Origin of the sequence: Photorhabdus sp. RM71S (assembly GCF_042879355.1) — a bacterium.
GTDB classification, from domain to species: domain Bacteria; phylum Pseudomonadota; class Gammaproteobacteria; order Enterobacterales; family Enterobacteriaceae; genus Photorhabdus; species Photorhabdus kayaii.
Genome location: NZ_JBHFKV010000234.1, coordinates 1 through 351, shown reverse-complemented (window position 1 = coordinate 351; position 351 = coordinate 1). Strand labels below are relative to the sequence as shown.

The 351-nt window shown below is 56.7% G+C and carries 1 tRNA gene and 2 rRNA genes; all 3 read right to left on the bottom strand.

Annotated features, from left to right (window positions below):
- Positions 1 to 112: ribosomal RNA gene (rrf, locus tag ACGF5R_RS24680) — 5S ribosomal RNA — on the bottom strand; the annotation flags it as partial.
- A 21-nt stretch (positions 113 to 133) separates the two neighbouring features.
- A tRNA-Thr gene (locus ACGF5R_RS24675) sits at positions 134 to 209 on the bottom strand.
- 39 nt (positions 210 to 248) lie between these two features.
- Positions 249 to 351 (bottom strand): 5S ribosomal RNA (rrf, locus tag ACGF5R_RS24670); the annotation flags it as partial.

Sequence of the window (351 nt, the reverse complement as noted above, 5' to 3'; positions counted from 1 at the left end):
GGCAGTTCCCTACTCTCACATGGGGAGACCCCACACTACCATCGGCGCTACGGCGTTTCACTGCTGAGTTCGGCATGGGGTCAGGTGGGACCGCCGCGCTATCGCCGCCAGACAAATTCTTTATACGTTATCATGGTGCTGATACCCAGATTCGAACTGGGGACCTCACCCTTACCAAGGGTGTGCTCTACCAACTGAGCCATATCAGCAATGATTGCCCAAACTCACTGTTGGCGCAAAAAATTAAAGCCTGGCAGTTCCCTACTCTCACATGGGGAGACCCCACACTACCATCGGCGCTACGGCGTTTCACTGCTGAGTTCGGCATGGGGTCAGGTGGGACCGCCGCGC